This window comes from Halanaerobiales bacterium (assembly GCA_035270125.1).
Lineage (GTDB): Bacteria > Bacillota > Halanaerobiia > Halanaerobiales > DATFIM01 > DATFIM01.
Map to the genome: position 1 here is coordinate 1 of DATFIM010000181.1, position 2,675 is coordinate 2,675.

At 33.2% G+C, this 2,675-nt stretch carries 4 protein-coding genes; 3 read left to right on the forward strand and 1 reads right to left on the reverse strand.

Annotation, left to right across the window (positions count from 1 at the left end; translation table 11 throughout):
• The 3 genes from VJ881_09405 to VJ881_09415 all read left to right on the forward strand — a co-directional run.
• A partial coding sequence (locus VJ881_09405; protein ID HKL76269.1) for a DUF3100 domain-containing protein occupies positions 1–304 on the forward strand: 304 nt, incomplete at its 5' end.
• The gene (locus tag VJ881_09410; GenBank protein ID HKL76270.1) at positions 297–764 is read left to right on the forward strand and encodes a hypothetical protein; all 468 of its coding nucleotides are present in this window, start codon (positions 297–299) and stop codon (positions 762–764) included. The genes VJ881_09405 and VJ881_09410, both read left to right, overlap by 8 nt.
• A 94-nt stretch (positions 765–858) precedes the next feature.
• Positions 859–2,196 carry an amidohydrolase gene (locus tag VJ881_09415; GenBank protein HKL76271.1) on the forward strand — a complete coding sequence of 446 codons (1,338 nt, stop codon included), beginning with the start codon at positions 859–861 and terminating at the stop codon, positions 2,194–2,196.
• Positions 2,197–2,219: 23 nt separating this feature from the next.
• On the opposite strand, the gene VJ881_09420 is transcribed toward VJ881_09415, so the two are convergent.
• A partial coding sequence (locus tag VJ881_09420) for a lysylphosphatidylglycerol synthase domain-containing protein (protein HKL76272.1) occupies positions 2,220–2,675 on the reverse strand: 456 nt, incomplete at its 5' end.

Below are 2,675 nucleotides of genomic sequence, written 5' to 3' on the forward strand. Positions count from 1 at the left end.
TTTAGGTGCACTTTCAGTTAATACCGGTTTACATCCTTATGCTCTGGCTATGGCCTGTGGGATGGGGAGTGGAAGTATGATGACTGCTGCTTCTGGTTCTCTTGCTGAAGTTGTACCGGAGATGAAAGATACCATTCTGGCTTATGCAGCAACAAGTAATATGTTAACCGGGGTTACAGGACTTTATTCTGTTATTTTTCTCGGTTTACCTTTAGTTAACTTCTTATATGACAAATTTTCACCACATATAGGTAAGAAAAAGCGAGAAAAATATGAAGCTGAGAGGGGGAATAATGATGAGTAACCTTAGTTTTGAACATAGTTTAAATCAACTTAAAGTTCTTATTGTAGTTGCAATAATGATTTTGATTGGTCAGAGAATAGGTTATGGGATTCCAATTATGGATGCTATTCCAGGAATAATAATTGTAGTAGCTCTAGCCATGTTTGCTTTGATTATAAAAGAATCTTTTCCAAATATTAAGTTTCCAGCTTTTGCCTATGCCTCACTGGCAGCTTTGCTTTTAAGTATGCCTTTTATGCCAACTTCAGAATGGTTTTTACGCTATACCAATGAAGTAAGTTTTTTGGGAACAACTACTCCTATTTTAGCTTTTGCCGGTCTTTCAGTAGGAAATAAAATCCAGAAACTTAAAAATTTAAGCTGGAAGGTATTTATAGTTGCTATTGCTGTTTTCATTGGTACTTTCTTTGGCTCAGCTATAGTATCTCACATTATTCTCAAATTACAGGGGATAATCTAATTTAAAACTAAAAGAGCAGTATCTAATTATTTATTAAATAATTGGACTGCTCTTTTCTTAATGTGCTAAAATGAAGTAAAGGAGGTAGATTGTTTTGAAAAAGAATGAGCTTAAAAAGAAGGTAGTAGAAAGTATTGAAGAAAATCGAGATAAGATTATTGAATTAGGAAAAAAGATTTATGATAATCCTGAATTAGGATACAAAGAAAAGTATGCTACTGATTTAGTTTTTGACGCCCTTAAAGATTTAGGTTTAAAACCTGATAAAAATATTGCAGTAACAGGATGTAGTGCTTTAGCTGAAGGCTCTAAACCCGGTCCCAGAATAGCTTTTATGGGAGAAATTGATGCTATCTTATGTCACGAACATCCTGATGCTGATTCTGAAACTGGGGCTGTCCATGCCTGTGGCCATAATATTCAATCTGGAGTTATGTATGGAGCTGCATTAGGCCTGATGATGACTGAAGCTTTCAATGATCTAGCAGGTAGTGTTAAATTTATGGCAGTTCCAGCTGAAGAATATGTAGAATTAGAATATCGTTATGATCTAAAAAATGAAGGTAAAATTAAATATTTTGGTGGTAAACAGGAATTAATCAAAAGAGGTCATCTTGATGATGTAGATATGGCGATGATGATGCATTCTCTTAATTTAGGAGAACAGGGTCTTAAAGCACTACTTGGACCGAGCGGTAATGGGTTTGTAGGCAAAAAAGTACAATTTCTAGGTAAAGAATCACATGCAGGTTCAGCTCCTGAAGAAGGAGTAAATGCCTTAAATGCAGCCATGCTTTCAATTAATAATATAAATGCTCAAAGAGAAACTTTTGCTGATGAAGATAAAATCAGGGTCCATCCCATAATCACTAAAGGTGGAGATATAGTAAATATAGTACCAGCTGATGTTAGAATGGAAAGTTATGTGCGAGGAAAAAATGTAGAAGGTATTAAAGATGCAAATAAAAAGGTCAATCGTGCTATAAAGTCAGGAGCAATGGCTGTCGGAGCTGAGGTAAAGATTAATGATATTCCAGGTTATCTACCTTTATTAGATAAAAAAGAATTAGATGATATATTATTAACTAACTTAAGTGAATTTTTAGATGATGAAGATATTCAAAATGGTGGTACTTTTGCCGGTTCTTTTGATTTTGGGGATGTTTCTCACCTTATGCCAGCCCTCCATCCATTTTTTGGAGGTATAAAAGGAGATCTTCACACCAGAAATTTTGAATTAATTGATGAGGAGTTAGCCTATATTACTCCAGCCAAGACTTTAGCTATGACAGTTATAGATCTTTTATATGATGATGGACAAACTGCTAAAAATATAGTTGAAAATCATGAGCCAGCTTTAACTAAAGAGGAATATATAGATTTATTAGATAATTTTAGCAAAGATATTGATTTTAAAGCTAAAGATGAATAAAAATATTTAAGGATACATCTTATTTAAAGGGATGTATCCTTTTTTCCGAAGAAAGCAATTATAAAGATAACAACTCCAATAATTATTCCAATATATTTTGTGAAAAATCTCCAGTTAAAGATAAGAGGAAACATATCAGCTTTTAGCACATAATTTGCAAATATTAAGGAGAAACCACCTTCTGCAATTCCGGTAGCACCAGGAGTAGGTGCAAAATACATGAAAAAGAGAACAACTAGCTGGCTCAAAACTACCGGCCAGTAAGCAGGATCATAACCCATTCCCATCATTAAAAGTACTGTAAATGATAGTTCAGCCAGTAAAAATAGCATGGCAAAAAATAGGGAAAAGAAAACATATAATTTTTTACCTTTAAAAAAGGAACTTAAACTTTTTCCAAAAATATTTATTTCCTTAAAAAGAAATCTACTTGTGTTTTTGAATTTTTGATGTGATAATAAATTTTTATGTCTTAAAAA

Bases quoted from the DNA above. Each gene is read 5' to 3' on its own strand.
- VJ881_09410 (HKL76270.1), top strand. From the start codon at position 297: ATGAGTAACCTTAGTTTTGAACATAGTTTAAATCAACTTAAAGTTCTT.